The sequence below is a fragment of the Nesterenkonia muleiensis genome (assembly GCF_003600155.1).
Classification (GTDB): domain Bacteria; phylum Actinomycetota; class Actinomycetes; order Actinomycetales; family Micrococcaceae; genus Nesterenkonia; species Nesterenkonia muleiensis.
Window position 1 is genome coordinate 83,296 of the sequence record NZ_QWLD01000040.1, and the last position, 25,633, is coordinate 108,928.

Below are 25,633 nucleotides of genomic sequence, written 5' to 3' on the forward strand. Positions count from 1 at the left end.
CGTGAGCTGTTCAGTGGCTGGAGCCGCTCAGTGCACCCTTGCAAGCGAATCGAAAGTATGTTCGAATATCTGTCATGCGCTGGGCAGGACAGAAGATCGACGACGACGCCCCGGCATTGCTGCCCATGAAAGGGCTGGTGCGTTCGGTGCGCACTCCTGAGTTCGAAGGGGTCACCTTTCACGAGGTGGCGGCCAAGACTGCGCTGAACAAGGTTCCAGCCCAGTCCAATATGCCCTTCACCTGGACAATCAACCCGATGCGCGGATGCCTCCACCAGTGCAGATACTGCTTTGCGCGGAAGACTCATGAGTATTTGGATCTGGACTCTGGGAGAGACTTCGACACTCAGATTGTGGTCAAGACCAATGTGGCCGAGGTGCTGGGTGCTGAGCTGGCCAAGCCCAGCTGGAGGCGTGAGCACGTGGCACTGGGCACCAACACCGACCCCTACCAGCGGGCCGAAGGTCGGTACCGGCTCATGCCGGGCATCATCCGGGCACTGGCTGAGTCCGGCACGCCGTTTTCGATCCTGACCAAGGGGCCGTTGCTGAAGCGGGACCTTCCTCTTCTCAAGGAGGCTGCCCAGCAGGTTCCCGTGTCCGTGGCAGTGTCGCTGGCGATCATGGACGCAGAGCTTCAACAGAGGGTGGAACCGGGAACGCCGGACCCGCGGGCCAGGCTCAACCTGATCAAAGCCATCACCGACGCCGGGCTCGAATGCAATGTGCTGGCCATGCCGATCCTGCCCTGGCTCACCGATTCCGCCGAGCAGCTCGACGCGCTCCACGGAGCCCTGGCTGAGGCAGGTGCTGGCTGGGTCACCACCGGCGCACTGCATCTGAGGCCCGGTGCCCGCGAATGGTTCATGCAGTGGCTGCAGGCCGAATACCCCGCACTGGTCCCCCAATACCGACGGCTCTACCGCGGCGCACGCGGCGGGTTCACCAGCTACGCCTCCGCCGAGTACAAGAAGTGGCTGGGCAAACAGGCTGCCGCAGCACGGCGGCGCCACGGTTTCGTCGTCCGGGAGGACCGCGTGTGGCGTGGGCGCTCCGCACCTGATGAGACACCAGCTGCCCGGCCGCAGCTGAACGATCTGGAGGTCTCGGCTGGGCCCGCCCAGTCTGCCCTGTTCTAACTCCTGGGGTGAATCAGTGAGCCCCCTGGAGGCCAGAAATGGCGCGGATTGACCAAGCGGTGATTACCCATAGTGGCCAAGGTGACCAACCTGTGACCACCCCAAAAGTCAGACTCGTTGTCTCATTCCGTATTACGTAATACAATGAGTGCTATGGCGAAGAGAATTATGCAGGGCAGAGAAGTCACCGATGATCAGGTGCAGGTCTGGGCCGATGAGGCGGAAGCCGGATACGACGTCAATCAGCTGGCGAAGCGATGGGGGCGGCCTCCACGCGCGGATGGCCCATCACAGGTGGTGCCCACGCGGTTCTCTGATGCCGAGTTGGCCGTGCTGATGAGGCGCGCCCAGCGCGAGGGTATGGACCGCTCCGCAGCGATTCGCGCCGCTGTGCGCGAGTGGGCGCATTCATGATCGTTGCCCCGTCGGCACGCAAACACGGGATCAGCGATGACGATGCGATAGCCGCTGCACGTTAGGTTCTTGCCGGTGGACCGCTCGACGATGAGAACCCTCAACGCGAACTGCGAATCGGTTTAGACACCGCGGGTCGGTTGCTAGAGATCATCCATGCCATGAGGGCGCGGGCACAGTATCGGCGGCTCCTCGCCTAGCCGCCACGACGACGACCTGGGGACTCTCTTGGCCAGCAACGAACAACATCAACAGATAGTAGGTGGCTCGCGAGCTGGAGACTGCGGCCCAGGACCTGGCGCGCTCCAGACGCGCCCTGCCCAGAACCTTGCCAACTCCGCCTAGCAGATCCGGGCATTGGACCGAGTTATCGGGGTGGTCCGACGGAAGTCGTCGCCTCATTAAGGACTCGATTTCAGTGAGGGAGGGCCAGCTCGTTCCCGGATACTCCGGTGAGAACTGTCCGCGGATAAAATGCAGTTGCGGACAGAATCACAATTGGTACAGTGAGGGACATACGGCGACGTGCTCCTAGAAAAAGATGCACAGTTAATGAGAATTTAAGCCTGCTTGCTAGGGGCTCTCAGTCATCAAGTGCGGCTTTTATTCTCCAAAGGAGGACTATGACAACGGCTGTTGAGTCAACTGTTCGTGACCACTACCCGACGCGGGAGGGTGATCAGACGACGGTGTCAGACCGTCAAGACCCTGTTGTTCATGACTGGAACGCTGATGGTCCGCTGGATATTCAAGCCCTGAAGCGCTATGAGGCGACGGGTTACCTCACCATCGATCAGCTCATCTCCGATGAAGAGCTGCACCTGTTCCGCCAGGAGCTGCGCAGACTCGCCCGTGACCCTGCGGCCAAATCCGATGAGGCGACTATTGTTGAGGCAAAATCCGATGAAGTCCGTTCGATCTTCGATATCCACCGGAGTAATAAGATATTCCAGAAGATCGCCAATGATCCTCGTGTGGTGAAGCGTGCCGAACAGCTCTTGGGATCAAAAGTGTATATACACCAGAGCAGAATCAATTATAAGCCTGGATTTGTCGGCAAGGATTTTTGGTGGCATTCGGACTTTGAGACCTGGCACGCTGAGGATGGGATGCCCACGCCCCGCGCGGTGAGCGTCTCCATCTCTTTGACGGACAACTACTCGTTCAACGGGCCGCTGATGATCATGCCCGGATCCCATAAGAAGTACATCGGCTGCGCCGGGGGCACCCCGGAGGACAACTACAAGAAGTCCTTGGTCATGCAGGGGGCGGGGACCCCGGATCAGTACACTTTGACCGATTTCGCCGATCAGTTCGGCGTTGATGTGCTCGAAGGGCCCGCAGGCGGAGCGGTGATGTTCGACTCCAACTGCATGCATGCCTCCAACGGAAACGTCACTCCGTACTCCCGCTCGAATGTGTTTATCGTCTACAACTCGGTGGAGAACACCCCTGTGGAGCCTTTCGCCGCCGCGGCGCCGCGACCTGAATTCGCCGGCAGCACCGACTTCACCCCCGCCGGCTGAGCGCCGTTCGGGCCCGTTCCCGGCGTCCGGGGCTCCTTTAGCTGCTGGTCGCCGGTTTTTCGGGGCTGCCGCCACGAGCTTCCCGTGCTGAGGTGATGTCATCGATGATCAGCACAATATGACGTGTGCTGGTGATCAGAGACCCGTAGGTCGGCCAGAAGTCACGGGGCAGAGCGTCGTCCTCGGACATCTCCGCGGACAGGGAGGTGAGGTCCTCGTGGAAAGGCTCGACCTCGGCATCGGGGTCGGCGATGGCACAGCCGACGCCTTCGAGGATCTTCACCCAGCGACGACGGAAGCGGTCGTCCCAGTGGCCGTCGGCGTAGGTGGACTCGCGCAGGGTACGGGCCAGATGCCGCAGGTGCGAAACTCCCTCATCGGCGCGTTCGAGGATTTCCTCGTCACTGGCTCCCTGGGCGTTCCAGCTGCTCTGCTCAAGATTCTGTCTTCCTCTGAACGCCGTGCGCAGGCGGCCGCGGGGATTCACCCTGCGTGACTCGCGGGCGAAGCGGACCACTGCCCAGGCGGAGCTGAGCTCCTGACCGATCGCTTCGGTCTCCTGGAACCAGGCCTCGGCTCTGTCGGTGTCCCAGGAGTCGGAGAACTCTTCGGCCATGCTCACCAGGACTTTGCCCATACGCCGGTTGACGCTGTCCACATAGCGGCCTGCCTGCCTGTCCCGCAGCGGCGGGAAGATCAGCAGGTTGACCAGGATTCCGGCGGCCACGCCGACCCCGACTTCCAGAATCCGATCATCCAGCAGTGGTGCCTGCTCCTCGAAGCCGCTGCCGAGCACGAAGATGGCCGTGGTGGCAATGGCCACGCCCTCATCCCGAATCCACGAGATCCGGGCCGCGGTGAGGCCCACGGTCAGTGCCAGCGCGAAGGTCCAGATGCTAACACCGAGAAAGTAGCCGATGACGAATGAGAGTCCGACGCCGATGGAGGACGCCACTGTGGTCTGAACACCGCGCGACAGTGAGCGGTGGACTGTGGCGTGAACGGTCAACAACGCGGTCCAGGGTGCCAGGAACGGCAGGTCGGAGTCCAGCAGTGCCACGGAGATCCACCACGCACCGGTGGCAGCGATCACCGTCTTGAGGATCTGCAGCACATCGGTGAGGAACTCCGGCTTCCTCACCGTCTGTCTCAGCCATCCCACCCCGCGCAACAGAGCAGGCCCGTTGCGCGTTCGCTCGGCGGAGGCCCCTGTGTTCTCGTGTGGTTCTGCAGTGCCGCAGCTCTGGTTCATATGCGCTCCTCAGGCTCGTACTCATTTGGACCAACGCAGACGATCAGCCCTTCGGCCACTGCTCGTTGGAACACCTCATCCAACCGTTTCTGGATCCTGGTACCCATCCGCTGGTGCCCGTAGAGCCGCGCCACCGAGCGCAGAATCTCTTCCTCAGGGGCACGGAACGCCTGCCTCAGCGTCTGGACCATCACCTGCTTCAGCTCCTCACCGGGCACCTGCTCCACATGCCGCTGCCGGACGGTGATCTCTTCTGGGTTGATCTCCTCTGCGGCGTTCTCCTGCTGCTCGTCCCCGGTTGTTGCCCGGGCCTGCTGACCAGCAGCCGGCCCGGCGGTGGCTATCGGTGATGCAGGCCCCGGGGCGGCGTCGTCGGCTCTGCAGACCTGCTGTGCCGCGGAGCGAATGCGGCCGATAACGGCCTCAGCATCACGCAGCCATTCCGGCAGCCAGATACGTTCGACAGCCGGCCACCCCATGGCACCGGTCAGTACCGTCTGCGGGAGAGCATCACGGTCTCCGACGGTGGACCGGGCCGCCCAGTCCGGACCGTCAAGCAGCACAGCGATCCACGGCTGACCCTGGTCCCGCACGGCGAAGTCCACACGGAAGTCCGAGAGCCCCACCGCGGGGATCACCTCCAGCCCAGCCTCCAGTAGGCGCTGGTGAACTTCGGCGGCATGCTGATCAGGTGCGGTACCCGCGGGGTCAAATCTAGGCGCCAGCCGCTGCTCCTGGTGAGAGGCTGCCAGCATGTACTCCTTGAGGTCTGCCAGCCCCTTGGAGGCTGAATTCCTCAGATCCAGCTCATGCGGTGCGAAGGAGCTGAGGATCCGCACCGTCTCCCTGGCGCGGGTGATGGCCACATTGAGCCTGCGGTCCCCGCCCGCAGAGGTCATCGACCCCCACTGCAGGGGCACTTTTCCGCGTTCGTCCCGGGAGAAGGCCAGGGTGAAGATCACCGCATCGCGCTCATCGCCCTGCACGTTCTCCAGGTTCTTCACCAACAGCGGCTCATCCTCACGGGCCAGCGCAGCCTGGATCGAGGAATCCTCACTGGCCTCCAGCATGTCCAGCAGCAGGTCCCGCTGCTGGACGTTGAAGGTGACCACCCCGATGCTGCGGCCGGGGCCCTCTTCCAGCAGTGCGGTGACCTCGGCCAGCACCTCCTCGGCCTCCACACGGTTCACCCGGGCCCCGCCCCGGCCGCCTTCCCACCTTCCGCCGACCACACGCAGCTGCACCGCCCCAGTGTTACTGGCACCCGGTGGTGCCGGGAAAGTAGACAGCCGCCCGCCGTAGTACTGCCGGTTGGAGAAGGCGATGAGGGACTCATCCTTGGACCGGTAGTGCCAGGACAGCCACAGCCGGTGCAGCCCCGACTCATGGGCCTCGGACAGGATCGAATCCAGGTCGGCTGGCACCAGCGCCTCATCGGACTCATCCTCACCCCCGGAGTGGGCGAAGACAGCCGTGGGCGGCATCTGCTTGGTGTCCCCGACGATCACCACCGACCGGCCCCTGCCCATCGCGCCGATCGCCTCCGGCACCCGGATCTGGGAGGCCTCATCGAAGACGACGACGTCGAAGTCCACCGCATCTGCCGGCAGGAACCGTGCCACCGAATCAGGACTCATCAGCAGGCAGGGTGCTGCCTCAGTGATGAGCTCCCCGTAGTGTTCGAAGAGCTGCCGGATCCGCAGCCCGCCGCGGCGCCGGCCGATCTGCCGCTGCAGCTGAGCCACCGCCCCCAGCGGTGCCTCCGGTGAGAACCCGCGGGCGGAGATCAGCTCGGCGGGCAGCTGCTGACGCAGCAGGTCCCGGCGCTGGGCAGCCGATGCTGTGAACTGCTCGGTGCGCCGCCGGTGCGCGATGGGGTCGAACCGGTGCAGGCCGGTGCTGTGCAGCCGTTCATCCAGGGCGGCTCTGGTCAGCGCCCGGCGCAGCGCGGGCTCGACCTCCCCGGGCAGCAGCGTCCCCGCGGCGACCGCCTCCGCTGCGTCACCCACTCCCCGGGAGCGCAACGATTCCAAAGGCACGGCTACTTCGGTCCAGCGGCTCAGCTCGATCAGGGCCGCCCCGCGCGCATCACGCTGCCAGGCAGAGGCGCAGGCCCGCACCGCGGCGGCGCGGTCCGGGGCAGGTGCTCCGGCCACGCCCTGTGCCCAGCGCAGCAGCGAACGCTCATCGGCATCGAGCAGCTCAACCAGGCTCTCCCAGGCGGCAGCGAGCCTTTGGGCCTGTTCCAACGGGATCTGCGAGACCTGTCCGTTGTCGAAGACCGCCGAGGCGGCTCGTGCGGCTGCCTCAGCGTGCTCAGAGCCGCTGAAGGCGGTGTCCAGAGCATCCCACGCTTTGCGCAGGTCCTCGAGCCTGGTCAGATGATCGCTGAGCTGGTCAGCATCGATGGCACCGCGTACAGTGATGTGTTCTGCCACCTCATCCAGCAGGCGTTCTTTGCGCCGCCGCTTGCCGAAAGGCCAGAGACTCTGATCGATCTGCTGGCTCCGCTGCACCAGATGGGCGATATCCAGATCCAGCGCTGACTCTGAGAAACCCGGCACCAACGCCTGGAGCCACACCAGCGCACACCGCATCTGCTCCGGAAGTAGCGCTACGCCCAGCAGGTCGGTGGCGGCCGAGGGCGGTAAGGCGGCTTCTGCTTCGAGCAGCTCAGCTGCGGCTGAGGCCACGGCCTCAGGGTCCCAGCCATCGGTGCTGAGCCGGGACAGACCCCAGGGGTGTTCACAGGGCTCGGCGCCAAGGTCGATCAGCGCGCGGTCCAGTTCGGCGGCGTCGTCGTAGACGGCACTGAGCTCGCCGAGTTCCAGCAGAGTCTCCCGGGACACAGTGAGGCCGGTGTCAGGGGAATGGCCGGAGTCCAGCTCCAGGGCGAGCTGCCGGGCCTGCCAGGCGCTCAGCCCGGAGGGGCCGGTGCCGTGAAGCTGTTCGGGGTAGCGAGCCAGTTGCTGGGCCGTGCTCCGGGTGCGGGACTGTACCGCGTCCCACGCCGTCGGGGTGGCCGAGGAGGCGCTCAGGGCCTCCCGGATCTGTTCACGCACCGCGGTCAGTGACTGGTTGCGGCCATGAACATCCAGGGTGAACGCTCCCAGCCCCACCTCCTCCAAGCGGCGCTGCACCACATCGAGTGCCGCCTGCTTCTCGGCCACGAAGAGCACCTTCTTCCCCTGGTGCAGACATTCAGCGATCAGGTTGGTGATGGTCTGGGACTTCCCCGTTCCCGGTGGACCTTCAAGGATGAAGCTCTTGCCGGCGGCAGCCCAGCGCACTGCCTCGATCTGGGAGCCGTCGGCAGGCACCGGAAGGCGCATCCTGGTCTCCGCCAACTGATCAGCATCAGGGGCAGGCGTGCCGTCGTCATAGGGTTCACCGGGATGCTCCACCAGGTGGCGGACATGCGGGCGGTCCATGAAGTGCTGCCAGTGATCGCTCAGATCACGCCACATATCCAGGGTGGAGAACTGGGCTAGCGCAAGATGCGCCGATTCGTGGACGCTGAAGTTCTCCAGCTCCTCGGTCAGCAGCAGACGGCGCAGCTGCTCCAGTGCGCCGAGCACATCGATGCGGCCCTGGAGCACCGGCGGCTGCACCAGGGGAGTCAGGGTGATGCTCAGGTCAGCCCGCAGCTTCTCCACCAGGCTGATGTTGGCCACCGGATCACGGGTCTCATCCAGAGCGATCCGGAAGGGAGTGCGGCCCCGGCCTCCTGAGAGTGTCACCGGGATCAGGAACAGCGGGGCCCGGCCACCGCGGCTGCGGCCACCGCGCGGTCCGGCCTCCTCCCAGGTGAGCAGCCCGGCAGCCACGTAGAGCGGATCGGCGCCGGTCTCCTCGGCCGTGGTGCGGGCCCTGCGCTGCAGGGATCGCAGCCGGCGCAGGAACTCGGTGAAGCCCAGCACCGCGAAGATCCGCTGCTCATGCTCCAGAATGTCAGTGAGGACTCCGGCGTCGACATCGGCAGCAGTGCGCGCACCTTGGGCCTTGTGCAGATCATCGAGGTCCCCGTGCTCATCCAGGGTGAGCCGGGCTCCTGCGGCGAGAAGCTCTATGAGCACCTCCAGCGCCCCGGAGGGGACATGGAGTTCGGCCGAGGCGGAGTCGGTCAGCCTCAGCAGCGGGTTGCGATAGCTGAGATCCAGCAGGGACCGTCGCCAATTCTCGATCCGTGGCGGTGGGGCTGTGGTACTGGCTGCCGCAGCTGGCTGCGAGTCCTCTGGGGAGGGCGGCAGCGTCCGAGGGCGCGGACCGCTGGGCTTCCGGACCACCTCCACCACGCGTGTCGCACCCTCGAATCTGATGGCAGGCAGCGGGGAGATCCGCCGGTGGGCGGCGTGCACATCGAGCAAGTACAGCTCTTCCCTCTCATAGCTGGACCACCAGTGCTGAGCGTGGTCGACCGCGCTGTCGAAGCTCATCGCCTGTTCGCCGCTGCAGAGGCCGGTGACATCCACCGCCTCGAACAGCTGGGAGTCGGCGACTGTGGCTACCAGGGAGGCAGAGTCGACCACCGCCGAGGGCAGCCTGTGGGGTTCGGAGAGCCACCCCACCAGAACGTGGCGCTCGCTGACAGCCAGCACGCTGTGGATGCCTGCCCGCTCCACGGCGGCGGAGAAGAGGGTCGCCAGTTCCAGTGTGGTGGCCCGGCCGGCGACCAGCACCTCATCGGGCTGCCGGATCCGGTGACCGCCGGCCAAGAGGCTCTCGGTATTGCGGGTATGCACCAGATGCAGGCCGCTGAGCACGTGGTACACACCGCGGACGATCTGCCGTACCCGGCCCGGGCCAGAGTGGTAACCGGAGATCTCCGCGGAGCCGGTGTAGTGCTCCAGAGCAGCGGCGGTCTCATCGAGAAGTTCGCCGACGGCGTCGTTCTGTGGACGGATGAACGCGGCCAGGGACTCCCGGATGCCCTCGGCCCACCACTGGTCGGCCGGAAGCACGGTGAGGTGAGCGGAGGAGGAGGCATCGGCACCGTTCTCCTGGAGATGGAGCAGGGTGGGGGCCGCGGCGTCGATGTCCAGCAGAGCAGTCAGGCTCAGCGGCCAATGAAGTTCACTCTGCGAGATGCTGTAGACTTCGCCAGGTGCCAGGGCCGGCACGTTGACCTGCAGCGGTGAGGCGGTGAGGTCAAGGTGTGGGCCCAGGGGATCCAGGCTCAGGGTCAGGCTCAGCGGCTGCGACTGCTGGCTGCCCCGGTGGGTCACCGTTGCCCCAGAGATCAGCGGGACCTGGTTGTGCATCAGCGAATAGTTCAGTGCCTCACGGGTATGCAGGATGACCTCGAGGTCCCCGCCCTGCGCGTTCAGCTGGAGTGTGCCCATGCCCCTATCCTGCCCGGGTCTCTTGCCTCTGCGTGAACATGACGCAGTGACAGTGCAAGAATGGGGGCATGAGCAGTGTCATCAAGATCAACGCCATCACCGTGCCCGAGAATTCAGGCGATGAGCTCAGCCACCGATTTGCCGCCCGCCACGGATCCATGGAGGGCACTCCGGGCTTCCAAGGCTATGAGCTGCTTCAGCCTGCTGATGAGCGAAACGTCTGGCTGGTGGTCACGCGCTGGGACTCGGAGGCGGACTTTGAGAACTGGCGGAACTCCCAGCACTTCGCCGCCTCCCACGGAGAGGGCGAGGCTGAGCCGAAGAAAAAGCCTGTGGGCATGTCCAGCGAGCTGTGGAGCTACACCGTGGCGACTACCGGCTAGGTCAGGGGAGCGGTTCCTGGTAATCTGGATCGGTCAGCGCGGCAGTTGCCTCAGCTGATCCCCGCCTCCGTAGCTCAGGGGATAGAGCGTCGGTTTCCGGTACCGAAGGCCAGAGGTTCGAATCCTCTCGGGGGCACCATAGGTGTGATATTCGACGTAATAGAGGCTTCGGGTACCGCTGACATAGATGAATCCGAGCGCCGATCCTCAGGGGTCGGCGCTTTATTTTTGTTCCTGGGCTGGCTCTGTTCGGCTTTCTGGATCTCGGCCACAGCCTTGCGGGTGTCGGCGCTGAAGAGCACGTCGAAGGGCGGCTCCAGCTGGCCTTCTAGCTCGAAGTCACCCGGCTGGTCGGTCTCATGCACCAGGATCTTGGTAAAGAAGGTCTTATTGAGTTCACGCTTCAGATGCTCGGGTGCGTGGCGGTAGGCCTTGCCGCAGTCCTCGGCCAGGTCCAGGGCGACGGTGATGATCTTCTCGGCTTCTTCGGCGTCGGCTTCCAGCGACTTCAGGCGGCTCTCAGCCTGGGTCTGCTCCTTGTGCAGCTGGGCCTGTTTCTTCTTCAGCAGTTCCAGTGGGATGGCGTCGTTGAAGTGGGCCTCCAGCAGTTTCTCCTGCCTGCGGGTGATCTTCTCCAGGCTGATGCGCAGTTGGGTGCGCTCTTCTTCGGTGTCCTGGTGAATCTCGCGCAGGCCTCTGCGTAGTGCGCCCTCCAAGGTTTTCCTGTACTCGGGGGTGAGGCTGATCTGGTCGTGGAGTTCCTGGACGAGCTGCTCGGCGTATTCCATGGGGATGTATTTCATGGTGCAGTCGGTGTGCTTGCCGTGCCTGCCCCAGCAGGTGAAGTACTTGCGCGGATTGCCCTGGGAGATTCCGGGCAGCTGTGGTCCCATGCGGTAGCCGCATTCACCGCAGTAGAGGGTGGACTTCAGGTAGTGGTTGTGGATGCGCTGGCGCTGGCCGATGAAGTTGGCGTCCATCCTGTGCTGGACCTGTTGGAAGGTCTCGTCATCAATCAGAGGTTCGTGTTTGCCGTCGTACTCGACGCCGCCGAATTTCACCTTCCCGATGTAATAGCGGTTGCGCAGCATCTTGTACATCGCGCTGTTGCTGATCGGACCTGATGCGCGCCGTGGAGTCGGCGTGGTGGTGAACCCGCGGCGCGTCATTTCTTCGCGGAGTGACTCAACGGTCCAGTTGCCGGTGGCGTACTGCTCAAAGGCCCAGCGGACCAGTGGTGCGCGGTCTTCGTCGATCTTCACAGCGCGTTCTTCGCGCCCGTTAGTCACGGTACGGATATTGAGGTACCCGACTGGAGCCTTGGCAACGGTGCCGCCCTGGGCGGCTTTGCTGCCCATACCCTTGACGACCTCATTAGCGAGGTTCCGCGAGTAGAACTCCGCGATGCTGGCCATAATGCCGTGAAGCAGTAGTCCAGATGGTGACTGGTCGATGGCCTCGGAAGCGGAGATCAGCTGGACGCCGTACTGCTTGAATTTCTCGTTCAGCTCGCTGTCACCGTGACGCGACCGGGCCAGGCGGTCCAGCTTATGCACGATGATGTAGTCGATCTCCCCGGCGTGCTGTTTCAGATACTTCAGCATCTCCTGCAGTGCCGGTCGGTTGGTGCTGGTTCCGGAGACGCCGCGTTCAACGAACTCCTCTACCACCTGGGCACCGAGTGAGAGGGCTTTCTGCTTATTGGCCTTGCGCTGGGCGGGGATGGAGAAGCCCTCGGTCTGCCCACCCTTCTCGGCCTGCTCGAGGGTCGAGACGCGCAGGTAGACCACGGCTTTCTTGGTAATGCCCTGCGTCAGCAAGGATGTCAATGGATCCGCGGCCAGCCCTGCGGCAGCGGTCGGTGCAGCCGCGGTAAACGGGCTGACACCTGGGTATGTGAATGAGTTGTCCATACTCCCATTGACGCTCACTTCGCCGGAAGAGTCGAGTCTTTTAAGCTCCTGCTCAGCCGAGTTATCCACAGCCTCCGCCGGAGTGTGCTGGGCCTCGTCGTTGCGGCTATCCATGACGGCCTCCGGTGGTGTCGGGGATGAACAGGTAGATCTGCCCGTCGCGCGGGTAAACGGCCTCATACACCATCTCGATGTGCTCCCAGAGTTCGTCCTCGGTGTATTTCTTCAGGCAGTCGTGGCCCATAAGGGATTCAATGGCTTCGCGTTTGCTGGAGTAGTCCCCGACGAATCTGCGCATGAAGTCTTCGGCCATTTCGTCCACGATGTCGTCTGGGGAGATGGAGTCCAAGTACGCCTCGAAGGCTTTGCCCTGGTCGGCAATGACTCCTTCCAGCATGTAGCGCGTGGTGGTGAGGTACTCATCTAGCGCCGATTCGGGGTGGTTGTCGTATTCCAATGGGTTATTTTCCATGGCCGTCCTCCGTTCTGGCGTCTTCTCCAGTCGCTACCTCATGACGCCGGAAGAGGTGGACCTCTCGGCCTGCCCAGACCAGCTCGTAATTCTCTGCCAGGGCCTGGCGTACCAGCGGGTCGTCTCGGTGTAGACGGTCAGCAAGGGCGACCTCGTCGGTGAACCGGTGTGGGTGGCGCCTGCTGCCGATGTACTCCGTATCCATGCGCTCTTGGAGATCCTCGGCCAGGACGTCAACACTTGGGCGGCGCAGGTAGGCGAAGCCCGGGAACCCGTGTTCGAGGATGATCTCTTCGGCCCGGTTAGCCGCAGCCTCCCGCATCTGCTCGGCGTCTTCACCGGGTCGGGCTTTGCGGTGGTGGAAGGCTATGGCGGGCATGCCATGGGACGGGTTCTGTGTAATGACGTGGTCCATCTCCGGGAACCCGTCACCAGGTTTGGGCAGAAAGTCGTCGTAGCCTTCTTCGCCGAGCATGTAGTTACCGAGCCAGTTGGCTGCCTCTCGCATCTCCGGGTAGATATGACGTCGATCCAGGATCCCTGCGATCTCTTCTCGCATTGACCCGGGCAGCATGCCTTTGCCGTCGGCGAAGTCCGCCAGATGGGACTCATCCGAGGTCGCGGCGGTGCTCAGCAGCATGGCAATCATGTGGGCATCCTCAGTGGAGATCGGGAGCTGCTCCTGGTGTGAGCTCAGGCAGGTGCTCATAAGTGCTCGGATGGTGTCGATGGCCAGTTGGCTGGGCTCGCGTTCACTGGCAGATCCCATGTGCTCGACGATCTCGGCACGCAAGAGCTGGCCCTGAGGTGACGCCCGCCAGCGGGCGGCCTCTGCGCGAGGCTCATCGTCGTGGTGTTCGTGGTGTGGTTGGTGTTCTTTCATGGTGGTTCCCTCCTTTCAGGGTGTGGTTACTTTTCGAAGACGTGCCATTGGCGTACCCCGGGCAAGATGTCCCAGGTTTCGGTGAGGCGCTGCCAGATCCGGCGGCGATCAACCTTGACCAACACAGCGCGGCCCAGGGCTGGGTTGTCCTGGACGGCCCGGTCGATAGCCTGCTGGAGTCCAGCGATGCCGCCAAGGTTCTGGAGCACTTCCTCTCGGCTGTCGTAGCTGGTGATGTAGTGCTCACGGAAGCGGTGCTCGATGGAGTGGTCGTCGACATCGACATCCGGCAGGCTGCAATAGGCAGAGAACGCTTCGCCGTAATTGGCGATCAGTTCATCCAGATACGGGCCTTCCTCCTCGGACAGGTCTCGGCCGCGAACCTCCAGCTGGTGCTGTGGTTCAGCTTCCGAATCGGGCTGCCAATCCAGCAGATAGTCCTCGGGATCGCTGGGTGCGGTATATCCGGAGCCGTTCTGGTGCTCGGGCGGGTCAGCTGGGATCGGCGGACGGCGCTCGTTTTCTTGGGGTTGGTGTTCGTGGTGATTCATGATTCACCTCCTTTCAGTGGTTGTTATTTGTCCTTGGACGCACCTGACGGGGCGAGTCCGCGTCGGACTGTGTCTGCCAGCTCGGCCATGGTGGTGACCAGGAACATCTCGGCAATCAGCTTCTGGTGGTCTCCGTCGGCGGCGGGTGCAGAGTGCTGGGACAGGTGGCGGGATAGCTGAGCGGCGCGCTTGGTGCTCGGGCAGATCCAGATCACGACCGGAAACACTTGCGCCTTCTGCTGCTCAAGTCCAGCCCGGTAGTAGGCGTCATATCTCCAGCACTGCCGGATCACCCGGCCAGGGTTTTCCGTGGCCCGGTCCACTTCTAGCCAGGCGAAATATTCGCGGCCGCTGGTTCTGGCGTAGAGATGCAGATCTGGCTTCAGGGTGATGGTCTGTCCGTAGGGGCCGAGGTGGGTGCGCCAGGACCCTGGCTCCCCGGTCAGCTGCAGGTCGTGCAGCCCATCTGTCTGGGCGAGCTCAGTGAGCACCACAATGGTCTCGGTGACCGCGAGGGTGTGGGCGATGAACTCCGCCGACCGTTCGGTTTTACGAGGCCGTTTGCGCTTCCCGGTTACAGCGCTGTTGCCCTTAGACGTCGCGGTCCAGATTTTTGGTCCGGAGCCGCGTTTCTGGCCACCGATGACCTGTGGCATCTGGATCAGGTAGCCGTGCTCGTCCAGACGGTTCAGATGCACTGGTGTCCGACGTGTGGCGGTGGCCAGGTTCTTGTATCGAGGTGCTGTGAGACGGGCTAGTTGATTAGTCGTCGCGAACCGATTCTCGACGATTCTCTTCAGTAATTGGCCGTAGAGCGGATAGTCCAGCGGGGCCGGAAGGTCAGGGATGTTTGGGGCGGTCATGATGGAGCCTCCACGCCATTGCTGCTTGCCATGTGGGTCGGCCGCGGGGCCGGGTGGTCACCCCTGTAAAGGGGGTGAGTCACCTGCAGATGTACGCCAACATGCCCATGTTTACGCCGATGTGCGCGTGTGTTCGTGATCGCGAGATGACTGCCGAGATGACTCGCCCACCTCTGGGAACTGTGGCGTTTCTGTCGTCGAATCTGGCACGTCATGGGGCGGACCTCCCGCCGAATTCGCCCTGCAGATCCGGGCGCTGCTCGGACTGCCGAGGACGAGGCCGTGCGCCCTGCTTCTGCTTCCGTGCGGTCTCCACGTCTGCGACTGGCATGCCGTACCGGGTTTGCGAGGCGGCGTACACTTCAGCGGAATCCGCGGTTGTCCGTGGGGCCTGGTTCAGCTTGACGGTCATCCACTCGGAATCCTGACCCCGAAGCACCATTCGCACCTGGGCGTGGTAGGCAGGCAGCAGCGTCAGGTCGGCCGGATCGAGGCTGGTGTCCTTGGTGGCGATTCGCGCATCGGCCTGGGAGAGCGGCAGGTAGATTTTGTTGCGCGTGTTCGTCAAGATGGCTTCTTGGATCTTCGGCGTGAACTGCCCGAGATACTGGTTGGCCAGGTGCACGGCCAGTCCGAGGCTGCGCGCCTGGGCCAGCATGTCGGCCAGGTCGTTTCCGCCAGCGAGGCCGCCTACGAACTCTTGGGCCTCGTCGATGTAGAGGCCGACGATGTGCCGCCGCTCCGCAGGGATCCTCTGCCTGGTCAGGGTCTGCTGCCAGAGCATGCCGACCAGGAGGTTGCCCAGGATGCGGGCAGGCTCCGCCCCGACGATGCCCTTATTGAGGTTGACGACCAGGATCTTGCGGCTGGTCAGCAGATCCCGCAGATCAAACTTCGGCTGGGATTGTCCCAGGATGCCGCGCAGGGACGGTCGCATCTGGATCGAGTGTAGCCGCCGGATCACCGGCATCGTGGTGGTGGACTGCTGTTCCGGGCTCATGGCGTCGAAGTGCTGCCAAAACTCCAGCCCCGTGTCGTCTTTGACCTGAGCGAGGATCCGACGGCGGAAGCCTGGGTCGGTCAGCAGTGGAATCACATCCAGCAGCGTGGATCCCGGAACCCTCGTCAGGGTGTGCACCGCCGTGGTGAACGTCTGGCGCACGCCCACACTCCAGGGGCGGTCATCCATACCCTCGAAGACAGCCAGGAGTTGGTCAGCGGTTTGGGCTTCCATTCCGTGGGGTGCATGCAGGGGTTGAGGCCGACGACGGTGTCGGCGGCGGCATCGAGGACGACCACGTCCTTGTGTCGGTGTACCGGTACACGGGCCAGCACGTCGGTGGCGAGGTCGCCTTTCATATCGATGAGCACCACGCTGGAGCCAAGGCCCATGTCATGCGTGATGAGATTCAGCATGGCCGTGCTCTTGCCCACGCCGGTGGGACCGCAGAGATGGGTCATGTACGAGGCGGACTGAATCGGCAGCGCAACTTTCTCTTCCTCGAAACCGGAGGCGGCCGAGATGCCGATTACTCGGCTGTTGGTCGGCATCTTCGGTGGTGGCGGGAACATGCGTGGATGCCCGGTGCCGAATGCGGGGAGATCACCCGTACCGAGGGGCCAGGCAGCCACAGCGGCGGCTTCCGAGCTTGCTAGGCGCAATGGCCACTTCCATGGGCGAGTGGCGTTGTCTACTCGCTTGGCCTGGATATTGGCCAGCTGGAGGCGCGTGCCGGAGGCTTCGAGCACTTTCAGGGCGCTGCGCAGTTTCGAGATGAGGTGACGGGCACGCTCCGGTGTAGAGACTTTGGCGGCGATGCGGATAGCCGAGTCGAAACCGTGCTGCTGGGCGCGGGTACGCAGAGCCGCAGAGGGGTCTGGGTTTCGCTCTGGAGTCTTGCCACCGGCCAGGAGTACCTGGAAGAACTGTGACCAGGCCTCGCGGTGGTGCATCGGCGGTGAGTGACGGCGGCCCAGCATCAGCTGGATGGTCAGCTCGTCGTGGTTTCCGAGGGAGGCGATCACTCCGAACACGGCTCGAGCAGCGTCCTCAATATGCGCAGGGTTCAGATGCGGATGAGAGCCGCGGAGCCGGATCGTGGCCGCCATATCTGGTGTGCGGCGAATGTGTTTCTGCTGGTGGATATGCACCGGCAGATGCGTTCGCAGCAGTCCCTCAACGTCCTGAAGATGGGCAGCGCCTGCAGCGAGGAACCAGCGCGAGGCAGCGGCCCCGTCTTTGTTGCCACGGGCACGCATCTCCAGAACAGTCGTGCCGATCTCTGTACTCGAGGCCAGGTGTTCCATGCAGGCGGCAGCGGCCTTGGGATCCGCCATCTGCGTGAACGCCATCTCTCGGAACACCGGGTGCCTGGTCCTACGTCGCGGCTTACTGATCGTCTTCTTGGTCGTCATGATCGCTTCCTTTCTGCTGAGGCGGATTAGCGTTTTTCTTCAGGACATGAATCGCGATGCGCAGCAGGTGTACCGCGTGTCGGTCTTGGTGGATCTGCTCTTGCCACAGCTGCGTCAGCCGATGCTGCGGCTGCGCTCGTCCCGGTGGACGTCTTGGTGGGCGGCCTGTCGGTTTATAAGGACTCATCGGGGGCCTCCCGTGTTGTTCACCAGGTGCTTCTCGCCCTGCGCCACCAGATCGGCAGCGTGGCCACGGCGACGATGACGCCGGTCAGAGCGATCCAGGTCCAGTAGGCCTTGATCAGCTCGATGGCCAGCACGATCACCACCACGGTGGCGAGAATGCGTAGGCAGGCGTTCAGCAGCTTCGAGGTCGCGGAGGAGGGCTTGTCGGTCATGGGATCGCCACCTACTCATCGCTGTTCTCCTGGCCCGCTGACAGCAGGCGGTGCTCGGTGGGTTGGTCATCAAAATCTGACGGGACCGGGTAGCCGAAACGGGCTAGAGAGACCGTGGCGGCGCATTCGTTTCCCCAGAGGTCCCAGTGAGCACTGGATGGAGCCTCTCGCCGGGCGAATAGCTCCAGCCGGGGAATCTCAGGGTCACCGAGTGCCCTGTCCGCGATGACGAACATCTCTTCTGGCTTCTGCGAGTGCTGTTGGCGGGGGAAGAATCCCCAGTCAGGTTGGGCGCGGAACGCTGGCTTGGGTTTGCCTCGCTTACCGACCAGGCACATCTCTGAGGCGGTACGAGGCCAGTCGCCCATGCCGAGGTCCCGGCGCACCCACTTGAACGTGCGGTGATAGGTGAACCCCCACGCGGCCATAACCTGGAGACCGAAAGGCAGGACCGCGTCGGTGATCCACAGCAGCAACCAGGAATCCTCCGCTGATATGTGCTTGACGGCCTCGCCCATACCGAGGATCTGCTCGTCGGTCATGAGCTCGTAGTGTGCGGCAGCGCCAAGCTTCTTGCCCCGCTGCGACTTGTGTCCCCAGGGCGGATCCGCCATGATCAGCCGGAACGTCCCGGGCTTCGGCGTCTTATCTGGTTCATTGTGCTGGTGGTGGTCGTGTTGCATTTTGGCAAACTCCTTCTAAGGCGGGTTACGTTTGGTGGTAAACCCCCAGGTCAGCGGCGCGGTCAAATCGGCGGCGTCCGGGCCGGGGTCTTACCCTCAGTTATGACCGATCTGGTCAAGGATTCCTAGAGCACTTGCTCGTCTTGCAGGTGTCGAGACGACTCACCCCCACCCCTGTTAGGAGGGGTTCCAGGTGGTCGCGTTGGCAGGCGTTGTGATAAAGACATCGCCCGGGTCGGGCGCTATGAATAAGGACTATTCGGCGACGTTGCGCCACCCCATTCCTGCGGCCTTGTGCAAGGCCATCCGGGTCTGACGGTGGATGGCTTCCTGCTCGGCCGCGGCGGCCAGGTAGCGGGCTGCCAGGCACTGCTCCGGGCTGGGCGGAGGTGCCGGGATGCGGTGCTGGATCCAGTCCAGCGATTCCTCCTCGACGACCTCACCGGAGACGGTGGAGGCCGAGGCTTCCGGGCTGGGAGCGGGTCCGAATACTCGGAGCAGCGCCGCCAACCCGGAGACAATGCCGATCAGCAGCACTGTGATCAGCACGGCGATGATGAACAGATCAGCGGCAGTCATGGCCTGCTCACTCCCCGAAGCCGATCACGCTGCGGCGGAACTTCTCCGCTGCAGCCAGCTCGATCTGCACCAGCACCGGAGCCAGGTCCGGGTGCTGCTGGGAGTAGTGCTGCCGGGTTTGGTCGATGTCGGCCATCCGGTCCATACCGTTGACGGCCAGGGCGGCGGTGGCGTCCTGCTCCAGCTTCGCCAGCCGAGCCTCCTGCTTGACCCGGTCGAGCGCCTGGTCATACCTACGGGACTCCTGGTTCCGGGAGAGGGCACGTCCGCTGGTGTTCCACTTTTCAAGCTCACTCATGGTGATCACCTCCGCCCGTGGTGTCAGGGCGGGTGCTGGAGGCATAGCGGCCCATTGCATCGTCTCGCTTAGCCTGGCGGTGACGGAGCCGATTCCTAGTCTCCTGGTACGCCGGAGTGACGTCGTGTTCGATGACATGAGCTAAGGCCTCCCGCGCATCAAGGGTGGCGCTGGCGAACGCGGTGGCGGCCGTTCCGTTGACATCAGCCAACCGAACGATGAGCTTGTCGTAGCTCTCCTCCAGGTCGCTGTAGGCCTCCAGTGCATGAGTCAGACGCTGGAATCTCCAGTAGTCCAACTCCCATTCAGATGGTTTGCCTGGGTGGGTGCTCATGGGTTTGTGCATGGCATGCTCCTTGGCGGGTTGGTGAAAACATGGTGCTCAACCCGAATCTGGACGCACTCAGCTACGGGACGGGCACCCCGCCCCTGTGTCAGTGCTTGGGAATCGGATCGAGTGGTTTCACCCTAAAACCGCATGTCAGGAGGAAGAAAGCATAAGCGTGATAGCACTAGCGACTAGACTTTCCTCATGAACGAGCAGGCCCGCTACCCCGAGCAGGACATGGACTTCGCTCCGGAGATGCCTCAAGAGTGGGCACTGTTCGCTGACCTGCGCGAAGAAGTATTGCTGGACTACGAGGACAACACCGCCCGGGCTTACTGGGCTGATCTGCAGGACGTCTTCGTCTGGGCAGTGGAGCGCGACAAGGACATCCTCCAGCTGACCGAGAAAGAGTTGCGGCAGTATATGGGTCTTCTGCGGCGGCGGAAGTACAGCGAATCCACCATCCGCAGACGGATCACTGTACTGCGCCTTCTCTACGACGTCGCCATCCGTGAGGCCGTGCGCACCGATAATCCTGCTAAGCGAATTAAAGTGCGTAAACCTAGTTGACGAAGCTTATTATATATATAAGCATAAGCATTATATGAATGCAACAGAATATAGAAAAAAAGGCTTACGCCGCCGCTGGAGCACGACAGTGTTGGGCCCAGCGTCTCCAGATACCAACAAAGCCACGCTGGTTCAGCGTGGCTTCACTATTGTCGAGTTGCTGATCGTGATCGTGGTGATTGCGATTCTCGCAGCGATCACCGTGGTCGCCTACACCGGCGTTCAGAACAGAGCCGAGGAAACAAAGCTCCAGAGCGATCTTCGTCAGGCAGGCTCGCTGATCGCTATTGACCACGCCACCCACGGCGCGTACCCAGAAGACGAGGAGGACGTTGCAGATGGCGAGGGTCTCTCGCCAAGTAACGGCACGCGCTTCGAGTACACCAGTGACGGCGACAGCTACTGCCTGAGCGCAACTAGCGAGACGCGCGACGTCCGCGGCTTCCATATCTCCAGCGAGACAGGGCGAGTCCAAGAAGGCGTCTGTGATGGGCATGAGGGACCGAGTTTGGGCGATGTCGATGGTGGCTTAAGTATTGTCAGCTGGGATCAGATCTCGGCTGGAAGGTGGCATACTTGCGCCGTCGCAGGCGGGGAAGCCTACTGTTGGGGCGCTGGCAACGACGGACGCCTTGGGAATGGCGATACTGCAAATCGGACCACTCCCATTCAGGTCACTGGTCTCAGCAATGTCACTGCGATCTCGGCTGGAGGGTCGCATACTTGCGCCGTGGCCAACGGTGACGCTTACTGCTGGGGCTCTGGTCTCCAGGGGCGCCTGGGCAACGGCGGCACTGATGGCCAGGCTGTTCCCATCCAAGTTGCAGGCCTTAGCGGTGTGACCTCCATCTCCGCAGGAATCCATCACACCTGTGCCGTCGCAGGCGGCGACGCCTACTGCTGGGGCCGTGGCACTTATGGAGTACTAGGTAATGGAGATACTGCTCCTCGAGACACCCCGGCCCTGGTTGCAAGCCTCAATGGTGTCACCTCGATTTCAGCTGGAACTGCCAGCAGCTGCGCCATCGCAGGCGGTGATGCCTACTGCTGGGGCTGGGGTAATAACGGTCGCCTCGGCAATGGAGATACAGTACAGCGGGCCTCACCAGTTCAGGTTTCAGGCATTAGCAACGTCACCTCGATCTCAGCTGCGGACGTGAATGCTTGTGCCGTCGCAGGCGACAATGCCTACTGCTGGGGTGCGGGCGTTGCCAGTCCGGCGATGGTTTCAGATATTAGTGGTGTCACCTCGATTTCCGTAGGATACGTGCATCGTTGCGCAATCTCAGACAGTGATGCCTACTGTTGGGGGACTGGTAGTAGCAGGCAGCTCGGCAATGGCGACACGGCGAGTCAGTCTGCACCAGTGCGGGTCTCAGAGACTTCTTCGTAGCTCGTCCCAGCATGTTAGGAGGCCAACTCTGGTGCTGTTGCACGACTTGAGCGGTTAGGAGGAAAATCTAACGCAGGAATGACGCCGCTATCCATATCCATTTTCTTCAAGAAATTCACCGTCTCTGGTTTCACTCTGGCTCGGGAGTTCGCCCAGTAGTGTGGAGTATCGTGCGAAGCCTGTCTCCAGCAGCTCATACGTCGCAACGGTGATCAAGTTCAGTTTCTGTAGGTTTGTGCTGAAGTGGAACGTCGCGCCGTACGTATCTCTCGTTCCAATCTGTTCGACTGAGTCGTTGCCCGTGGTGGCAGCCCACATTTTGCCGTGGGCGAACCCGCTACTGAGCTGCCAAGCAGCCAGCCACGGCAAGAGGTCCTTAAGGGTGTCGGAGCGTTCCTCATCTAATTTTCGGAGAATGTCCGTCATCCTTGGAAGCGCATCCTGCTTCGGTTTCTTCTTGCCCTTTGGCGTCTTCGGAGATGCTTTATGCTTCGGAGTCCAGGGGGCAATTCCAGCCGCCACGGCGAACTGATCTACGCGCTGCCGCTTTGCAGCGAGATGCTCAATGGGGAGCCCAGCAGTCTTGGCGAACTGCTCGTAGTTGTGAACTTCATCGAGATGCAGGAGCAGTTGGCGTTTTACTCGGGCTCGCGAACTCTCAGGACTCATCAACCAAAGTGCTGAGGCTCCACATTCCAAGGCATTCCGCAGGAGAGGGTATCCACCATGTAGCCGCACCGTGAGGTTAACATAGGTGCCCTGGCTGTCCTGCTCTTCTTGAATACCGAGCCAATGCTTCAGCGCATCCAGGCACCCGTATCCAGCAGAGAGCATGAACTGTGCGGCGTTCTTCGTCGGTAACGTGGGGGCCGTTGCTGCGTCCACGGCAAACCCAGAACCCGCGGCGGGCACTTGTTTGGGCTGAAGATCTTCCTCCCGTAGAGCAGTAGCCTTCAGCAGGTGATAGAGGGACTCGGCTGCCTTGTTTTCATCAGGATTAACCTCGGGGTACGGCCAGTGTGGCATGAGACGGACCTACTTGGGAGTGCCGGAGGTCGATTGCTGTTTGCGGTTCAATCGCGCTAGTTGCTTCGCCAGGCGTAGTGTCGCCCTGGATTCGTCTGGCATGTTGTCAGTTTCCGCGATGTAGTTCTCGTTAACGCTGAGCACCTCGACTGCCTCTCCGAGCGTAATGGGTTCACCCTTACTGTGGCGCAACAGAATGTCCTCACGAACCCCCATCTTCTTGGCGACAGCTTTGTACGCATCTTCGTTGAACTTCTGCGCTGCCGGGCCATCTGGAAAAGAGACGCTGAACTGTAGATCATCTTTGAGATATTGAGTCAGGTCGATAGGCCGCGTTTCGGCTTGCGCAACCGCGGTGGAAAGTACGGCGAACCACTGCAACAGCGCGCGTTCGGCGTCCTCGGTGTCGCCCATGATGCTGTCCGGCGTTGGCCACGGTGAGAAGCTTGGCTGATACGTCTCCCAGTTCATGGATACGTTCAGGCCAACGCCACGATCGAGATAGCAAACACTGTCTATGCGCTTCTCTGGAGCGGCCTCGAGTTGGGCATCATTGAAGGCGCCTGCATAACTGCCTTCGCTTTCGAAAGCGAAGACGCTGTAGTAGACCGGCATGTCGGCATACATCTGCCCATACCGTTCGCGCTGGTGAACCAACCCACCACTGAGAAATGCCTTCTTCTGGAGGGACTTCACTTTCTGGCAGCTCTTAATGAGGTCTGTAACCATGCCCCTTTGGAGGCGCGACTTCACCTCAATAACAGCTATCACACCCTCCACCGGCACTGCGTGATTACGGCTGCCCTTATCGCCAAAGAGCATTGGAGTCCGAGGCTTGTCGTAGAGGATGGCATCGAGTTCGCCGCTGCGGTTACTGTCGACGTCTACAACCTCTCCAGAGGTAACTCCGATCGAATCTGGTAGATGCCTGCGGAGGAACTCGTGAAACCGTTCTTCGGCAGTGGTCCCCTTGATGCCGCCATGGTCGAAGCCGCCACGAATGTTCTTCAGCTCAAGCCGTAAGCTCTCGGCTGTGGTCCGGAGGGTCGATCTCGGCCCTCTTGTGTCGTCCTCGGCCACTGTCGCCTCCTGGTGCTGATTGATGATTCCATCACAGCGTAAACGGAGCCTCGGACATGGCGAACGTCCGGTGCAGCGTTAGCGACTGCGAAATTGGGTTTCTCGCACCTCTGATCAGTCACGATGACCGTCCCACACTTCAACTCTGACCTGATCCATGGTGTGCCTACGCGACAGCAGAGGCAAGCTCTGCGGCGGATTTCCCAAGAAGGAGAAACATCATGTCAGAAGAGCTGTTGGTCAAATTCTACGAGGTCCAGAATCTTGGGCTGCCTCCCAGTGATGCGTTCCTGGAGTCAGCTTGGGTGTACGACTCGTGGGAGGAGGTTCATCAGGAACTGGATTCAGATCATCGCCTGCGGTGGGAACAGTCATCACAAGGCATCTGGTCGGCGACGCTGCCGGATCAACGCACGGTGACAGTTGAGCCGTTTCGACGGGTCAACTCGATCAGGGTGAATGTGAAGTTGATGTAATCCATTAATTGACGTCGAAGCGCTGGTGGTGGGTAGCTCCACAGAACTGCCTGCCACCAGCGCCGATGTTCAGTCCATGTCTGGGCGTTCCATCACCTGCTCCGCTGGGAGAAGATGGAGTCATGTCATCCCATCTCCGATCGCTGACTTCACAGCAGCAGGCAGTCCTCCAGTGGATTCAGGATGGTTGTCCGGATGGTGTGTACACCACTGGCTATGGCCATCGGAGCGTGGCCAAGAGTTTGGAACGCCGCGGGCTGGTCACTATCTCTGGCCGTGGCCCGACATGGACGGCGTCCATTTGTCCTGCGGGCGAACAACGCCTCGAAGAACCCGTACCGCCACCGCCTGCCGAGCCTGACCTCACCGCTGCGGACCAGCTTGTCCGCCGAGTTCTGGGTGCGGGCGGAGAGCTGGAGCTGACTGAGAGCGACGATCGCAACGAGATCAGGGAGTTGGTTGAGCAGAGCCTGAAGTCGCCGCTGCGTCCACACGGCAAGAAACTGGACTTGGTCAATGACTTCCCCTACGTCTATGCGGTGGTTCTGGTGGACTACTTTGGCGAATTGGTAGAAGCCAGACCTGTACGGATTCTAGAGAACATCCGTCGCTACCATCCATCCGTGAAGCAGTTCAAGCAGAATCGGGACACGCAGCGGGTCTCTGAAGAGCATGTTGGCCGTGCCACTTTGGTCCTGCAGTCCCTGGTCCAGGAGGCCGAGAGGCGCGATATCAGGGTGCCGTCCTTCGATGAGGCTCGGCTTCTCAACCGCTCGAACAGCAACAGCAAGCTCTCAGGCGCTCATGTCATCTTCAAGGTCGGTGATGAGCTCTACGCGATAAACATTCGCGAGCTTCCGCTCAAAGGCGGGGCGAAGATTGAAGACCGCTGGAAGCTCCGCGGAACAAGACCGCAGTGGATCCTGGATCGAGGATATGAGTTCATCAGCAGTGGGAAGCTGGAGCTGATCGTGGAGCCGATTGGCTATGGCGATACTCGCTATCGCGATGGCAAACGGAAGCGTCTGGAGGATCAGCTGCCCGAAGTATTCAGGCGGCTGGAGATTTCACGGCGGCATACAGCCGTTGCCAAGCAGATCGAGGCCAAGCGGGAGAAGTACAAGAAGCAGCGCCACGAGAAAGAGGCGAACATTGCCCGGCAGAAGTACATCGATGCCAAAACTTGGGAGTACTTCAAGGAGCTGTCGGAGCGTTGGCAGAAGCTTGAGCGTCACCGCGAGTTTCTTGAACAGGCGCGAGCTGCGATGGCTTCTTTGGACCCTGACGAGCTCAACCAGGCCCAAGCATTCTTAGCTCATTCGGAGGAGGTGATCGCCAGACTCGATCCGCTGGGGCATCCGGAACATCTCGTCCCGAAGATCAAGGAGCCGAGCTACGCGGATCTCCAGCAGTACACGCCGAACAAGGCAAGGTTCTGGTAGCGACTATAGTGCCGTGAACACAAAAAGCACTCGGTCCTCACGAACCGAGTGCTTTGCCTCCCGCTTGGGGAGAACTCCATTGGTTGGATGAGCTTGCGTATGAGGCGCTTCCATGACCAGCGCCCTGCCTCATTGCTGCGCCGACAGAGGTCTGCACGCAGTGAGGCTCGCTCATCCATTGTTATTTTACTATATTTCTATTGATTT

24 protein-coding genes, 1 tRNA gene and 1 pseudogene are annotated in these 25,633 nt (G+C 62.0%); 10 read left to right on the forward strand and 16 right to left on the reverse strand.

What is annotated here, in order from left to right; genetic code table 11:
* Positions 1–74 precede the first annotated feature (74 nt).
* From DVO78_RS11440 to thpD, 3 genes are all read left to right on the forward strand, one after another.
* Positions 75–1,139 (forward strand): Rv2578c family radical SAM protein, encoded by a 1,065-nt coding sequence (locus DVO78_RS11440; protein WP_120005031.1) that lies wholly within the window; start codon positions 75–77, stop codon positions 1,137–1,139.
* 153 nt (positions 1,140–1,292) lie between these two features.
* Positions 1,293–1,553 carry a ribbon-helix-helix protein, CopG family gene (locus tag DVO78_RS11445; RefSeq protein ID WP_120005032.1) on the forward strand — a complete coding sequence of 87 codons (261 nt, stop codon included), beginning with the start codon at positions 1,293–1,295 and terminating at the stop codon, positions 1,551–1,553.
* A gap of 623 nt (positions 1,554–2,176) precedes the next feature.
* Positions 2,177–3,079 carry an ectoine hydroxylase gene (gene thpD / locus DVO78_RS11455; protein WP_120005033.1) on the forward strand — a complete coding sequence of 301 codons (903 nt, stop codon included), beginning with the start codon at positions 2,177–2,179 and terminating at the stop codon, positions 3,077–3,079.
* A 37-nt stretch (positions 3,080–3,116) separates the two neighbouring features.
* Here thpD and DVO78_RS11460 read toward each other — a convergent pair whose 3' ends face one another.
* Positions 3,117–4,331 (reverse strand): FUSC family protein, encoded by a 1,215-nt coding sequence (locus DVO78_RS11460; protein ID WP_120005034.1) that lies wholly within the window; start codon positions 4,329–4,331, stop codon positions 3,117–3,119.
* The gene (locus tag DVO78_RS11465; protein ID WP_120005035.1) at positions 4,328–9,673 is read right to left on the reverse strand and encodes a DUF4011 domain-containing protein; all 5,346 of its coding nucleotides are present in this window, start codon (positions 9,671–9,673) and stop codon (positions 4,328–4,330) included. Before DVO78_RS11465 ends, DVO78_RS11460 begins: the two co-directional genes overlap by 4 nt.
* Before the next feature lie 68 nt (positions 9,674–9,741).
* On the opposite strand from DVO78_RS11465, the gene DVO78_RS11470 reads away from it, so the two are divergent.
* The 3 genes from DVO78_RS11470 (at position 9,742) to DVO78_RS11480 (ending at position 10,760) form a co-directional block, all read left to right on the forward strand.
* Positions 9,742–10,056 carry an antibiotic biosynthesis monooxygenase family protein gene (locus DVO78_RS11470; RefSeq protein WP_120005036.1) on the forward strand — a complete coding sequence of 105 codons (315 nt, stop codon included), beginning with the start codon at positions 9,742–9,744 and terminating at the stop codon, positions 10,054–10,056.
* 63 nt (positions 10,057–10,119) lie between these two features.
* A tRNA-Arg gene (locus DVO78_RS11475) sits at positions 10,120–10,195 on the forward strand.
* 280 nt (positions 10,196–10,475) lie between these two features.
* A complete protein-coding gene (locus tag DVO78_RS11480; protein WP_157984007.1) occupies positions 10,476–10,760 on the forward strand; it encodes a hypothetical protein in 285 nt (94 codons plus the stop codon).
* Positions 10,761–10,877: 117 nt separating this feature from the next.
* Here the strand turns inward: DVO78_RS11480 and DVO78_RS18410 are convergent.
* The 12 genes and pseudogenes from DVO78_RS18410 to DVO78_RS11545 all read right to left on the reverse strand — a co-directional run.
* Positions 10,878–12,149, reverse strand: a pseudogene (locus tag DVO78_RS18410) (recombinase family protein); the annotation flags it as partial.
* On the reverse strand, positions 12,076–12,441 hold the full coding sequence (locus DVO78_RS11495; RefSeq protein ID WP_157984008.1) for a hypothetical protein: 366 nt from the start codon (positions 12,439–12,441) through the stop codon (positions 12,076–12,078). The gene DVO78_RS11495 and the pseudogene DVO78_RS18410, both read right to left, overlap by 74 nt.
* A complete protein-coding gene (locus DVO78_RS11500) occupies positions 12,431–13,324 on the reverse strand; it encodes a hypothetical protein (protein WP_120005039.1) in 894 nt (297 codons plus the stop codon). Before DVO78_RS11500 ends, DVO78_RS11495 begins: the two co-directional genes overlap by 11 nt.
* A gap of 26 nt (positions 13,325–13,350) precedes the next feature.
* The gene (locus tag DVO78_RS11505; RefSeq protein WP_120005040.1) at positions 13,351–13,875 is read right to left on the reverse strand and encodes a hypothetical protein; all 525 of its coding nucleotides are present in this window, start codon (positions 13,873–13,875) and stop codon (positions 13,351–13,353) included.
* Positions 13,876–13,898: 23 nt separating this feature from the next.
* The gene (locus DVO78_RS11510; protein ID WP_120005041.1) at positions 13,899–14,738 is read right to left on the reverse strand and encodes a replication-relaxation family protein; all 840 of its coding nucleotides are present in this window, start codon (positions 14,736–14,738) and stop codon (positions 13,899–13,901) included.
* Positions 14,739–14,949: 211 nt separating this feature from the next.
* Positions 14,950–15,900, reverse strand: coding sequence for a type IV secretory system conjugative DNA transfer family protein (locus tag DVO78_RS11515; protein WP_120005042.1), 951 nt, complete (start codon positions 15,898–15,900; stop codon positions 14,950–14,952).
* Complete coding sequence (locus tag DVO78_RS11520; protein ID WP_120005043.1) at positions 15,864–17,153, reverse strand: hypothetical protein; 1,290 nt, start codon at positions 17,151–17,153, stop codon at positions 15,864–15,866. Before DVO78_RS11520 ends, DVO78_RS11515 begins: the two co-directional genes overlap by 37 nt.
* Positions 17,154–17,359: 206 nt before the next feature.
* Positions 17,360–17,551 carry a hypothetical protein gene (locus tag DVO78_RS11525; RefSeq protein ID WP_120005044.1) on the reverse strand — a complete coding sequence of 64 codons (192 nt, stop codon included), beginning with the start codon at positions 17,549–17,551 and terminating at the stop codon, positions 17,360–17,362.
* Positions 17,552–17,562: 11 nt separating this feature from the next.
* Entirely contained in the window at positions 17,563–18,234 is a 672-nt protein-coding gene (locus DVO78_RS11530; RefSeq protein ID WP_120005045.1) for an MT-A70 family methyltransferase, read from the reverse strand.
* A 255-nt stretch (positions 18,235–18,489) separates the two neighbouring features.
* Complete coding sequence (locus tag DVO78_RS11535) at positions 18,490–18,813, reverse strand: hypothetical protein (RefSeq protein WP_120005046.1); 324 nt, start codon at positions 18,811–18,813, stop codon at positions 18,490–18,492.
* 7 nt (positions 18,814–18,820) lie between these two features.
* Positions 18,821–19,111, reverse strand: coding sequence for a hypothetical protein (locus DVO78_RS11540; protein WP_120005047.1), 291 nt, complete (start codon positions 19,109–19,111; stop codon positions 18,821–18,823).
* Entirely contained in the window at positions 19,104–19,457 is a 354-nt protein-coding gene (locus tag DVO78_RS11545; protein WP_120005048.1) for a hypothetical protein, read from the reverse strand. The genes DVO78_RS11540 and DVO78_RS11545 overlap by 8 nt, the downstream gene beginning before the upstream one ends.
* Positions 19,458–19,643: 186 nt before the next feature.
* Here DVO78_RS11545 and DVO78_RS11550 point away from each other — a divergent pair, with 186 nt between their 5' ends.
* Both DVO78_RS11550 and DVO78_RS11555 read left to right on the forward strand, forming a co-directional pair.
* Positions 19,644–20,009, forward strand: a complete 366-nt coding sequence (locus tag DVO78_RS11550) for a site-specific integrase (RefSeq protein WP_120005049.1) — start codon at positions 19,644–19,646, stop codon at positions 20,007–20,009.
* A 34-nt stretch (positions 20,010–20,043) separates the two neighbouring features.
* The gene (locus DVO78_RS11555) at positions 20,044–21,402 is read left to right on the forward strand and encodes a prepilin-type N-terminal cleavage/methylation domain-containing protein (RefSeq protein WP_120005050.1); all 1,359 of its coding nucleotides are present in this window, start codon (positions 20,044–20,046) and stop codon (positions 21,400–21,402) included.
* Positions 21,403–21,489: 87 nt separating this feature from the next.
* Here the strand turns inward: DVO78_RS11555 and DVO78_RS11560 are convergent, their stop codons facing one another.
* Positions 21,490–22,428, reverse strand: a complete 939-nt coding sequence (locus tag DVO78_RS11560) for a hypothetical protein (RefSeq protein ID WP_120005051.1) — start codon at positions 22,426–22,428, stop codon at positions 21,490–21,492.
* 9 nt (positions 22,429–22,437) lie between these two features.
* Positions 22,438–23,508 carry a DUF6602 domain-containing protein gene (locus DVO78_RS11565; RefSeq protein WP_120005052.1) on the reverse strand — a complete coding sequence of 357 codons (1,071 nt, stop codon included), beginning with the start codon at positions 23,506–23,508 and terminating at the stop codon, positions 22,438–22,440.
* Positions 23,509–23,729: 221 nt separating this feature from the next.
* Between DVO78_RS11565 and DVO78_RS11570 the strand changes: the two genes are divergently transcribed.
* Together DVO78_RS11570 and DVO78_RS11575 are read left to right on the forward strand one after the other, a co-directional pair.
* Positions 23,730–23,984 (forward strand): hypothetical protein, encoded by a 255-nt coding sequence (locus DVO78_RS11570; RefSeq protein ID WP_120005053.1) that lies wholly within the window; start codon positions 23,730–23,732, stop codon positions 23,982–23,984.
* A gap of 230 nt (positions 23,985–24,214) precedes the next feature.
* Positions 24,215–25,426 carry a hypothetical protein gene (locus DVO78_RS11575; protein WP_157984009.1) on the forward strand — a complete coding sequence of 404 codons (1,212 nt, stop codon included), beginning with the start codon at positions 24,215–24,217 and terminating at the stop codon, positions 25,424–25,426.
* Positions 25,427–25,633 lie beyond the last annotated feature (207 nt).

Excerpts from the sequence above, each read along its gene's own strand:
- DVO78_RS11440 (WP_120005031.1), top strand. The coding sequence starts at position 75 with ATGCGCTGGGCAGGACAGAAGATCGACGACGACGCCCCGGCATTGCTG.
- DVO78_RS11445 (WP_120005032.1), top strand. The coding sequence starts at position 1,293 with ATGGCGAAGAGAATTATGCAGGGCAGAGAAGTCACCGATGATCAGGTG.
- thpD (WP_120005033.1), top strand. The coding sequence starts at position 2,177 with ATGACAACGGCTGTTGAGTCAACTGTTCGTGACCACTACCCGACGCGG.
- DVO78_RS11460 (WP_120005034.1), bottom strand. The coding sequence starts at position 4,331 with ATGAACCAGAGCTGCGGCACTGCAGAACCACACGAGAACACAGGGGCC.
- DVO78_RS11465 (WP_120005035.1), bottom strand. The coding sequence starts at position 9,673 with ATGGGCACACTCCAGCTGAACGCGCAGGGCGGGGACCTCGAGGTCATC.
- DVO78_RS11470 (WP_120005036.1), top strand. The coding sequence starts at position 9,742 with ATGAGCAGTGTCATCAAGATCAACGCCATCACCGTGCCCGAGAATTCA.
- DVO78_RS11495 (WP_157984008.1), bottom strand. The coding sequence starts at position 12,441 with ATGGAAAATAACCCATTGGAATACGACAACCACCCCGAATCGGCGCTA.
- DVO78_RS11500 (WP_120005039.1), bottom strand. The coding sequence starts at position 13,324 with ATGAAAGAACACCAACCACACCACGAACACCACGACGATGAGCCTCGC.
- DVO78_RS11505 (WP_120005040.1), bottom strand. The coding sequence starts at position 13,875 with ATGAATCACCACGAACACCAACCCCAAGAAAACGAGCGCCGTCCGCCG.
- DVO78_RS11510 (WP_120005041.1), bottom strand. The coding sequence starts at position 14,738 with ATGACCGCCCCAAACATCCCTGACCTTCCGGCCCCGCTGGACTATCCG.
- DVO78_RS11520 (WP_120005043.1), bottom strand. The coding sequence starts at position 17,153 with ATGACGACCAAGAAGACGATCAGTAAGCCGCGACGTAGGACCAGGCAC.
- DVO78_RS11525 (WP_120005044.1), bottom strand. The coding sequence starts at position 17,551 with ATGACCGACAAGCCCTCCTCCGCGACCTCGAAGCTGCTGAACGCCTGC.
- DVO78_RS11530 (WP_120005045.1), bottom strand. The coding sequence starts at position 18,234 with ATGCAACACGACCACCACCAGCACAATGAACCAGATAAGACGCCGAAG.
- DVO78_RS11535 (WP_120005046.1), bottom strand. The coding sequence starts at position 18,813 with ATGACTGCCGCTGATCTGTTCATCATCGCCGTGCTGATCACAGTGCTG.
- DVO78_RS11540 (WP_120005047.1), bottom strand. The coding sequence starts at position 19,111 with ATGAGTGAGCTTGAAAAGTGGAACACCAGCGGACGTGCCCTCTCCCGG.
- DVO78_RS11545 (WP_120005048.1), bottom strand. The coding sequence starts at position 19,457 with ATGCACAAACCCATGAGCACCCACCCAGGCAAACCATCTGAATGGGAG.
- DVO78_RS11550 (WP_120005049.1), top strand. The coding sequence starts at position 19,644 with ATGAACGAGCAGGCCCGCTACCCCGAGCAGGACATGGACTTCGCTCCG.
- DVO78_RS11555 (WP_120005050.1), top strand. The coding sequence starts at position 20,044 with ATGAATGCAACAGAATATAGAAAAAAAGGCTTACGCCGCCGCTGGAGC.
- DVO78_RS11560 (WP_120005051.1), bottom strand. The coding sequence starts at position 22,428 with ATGCCACACTGGCCGTACCCCGAGGTTAATCCTGATGAAAACAAGGCA.
- DVO78_RS11570 (WP_120005053.1), top strand. The coding sequence starts at position 23,730 with ATGTCAGAAGAGCTGTTGGTCAAATTCTACGAGGTCCAGAATCTTGGG.